Annotated in this window: 1 pseudogene; it reads left to right on the forward strand. The window is 30.5% G+C overall.

From position 1 onward, the window contains the following. Positions 1-283: pseudogene (locus tag M595_RS28825) on the forward strand (histidine kinase dimerization/phospho-acceptor domain-containing protein); the annotation flags it as partial. Positions 284-295: the final 12 nt, after the last annotated feature.

The raw sequence follows: 295 nt of genomic DNA on the forward strand, positions 1-295 counted from the left end.
AAAAGCTAAAACTCAACAGCTCGAAATTACATTACAAAAGTTACAACAAACTCAAGCCCAACTCATTCAAAACGAAAAAATGTCAAGTTTGGGTCAAATGCTGGCGGGAATTGCCCATGAAATTAATAATCCTGTAACTTTTGTTTCTAGTAATATTACTCCGGCGATTGAATACACCAATGATTTATTATATTTGATAAGTTTATATGAAGAATATTGTCCGATGAAGCCACAAATTATTCAAAAAAAAATAAAAGATATTGAGCTTGAATTTATCGAATAAGATTTCCCGAAA

Origin of the sequence: Lyngbya aestuarii BL J (assembly GCF_000478195.2) — a bacterium.
Lineage (GTDB): Bacteria > Cyanobacteriota > Cyanobacteriia > Cyanobacteriales > Microcoleaceae > Capilliphycus > Capilliphycus aestuarii.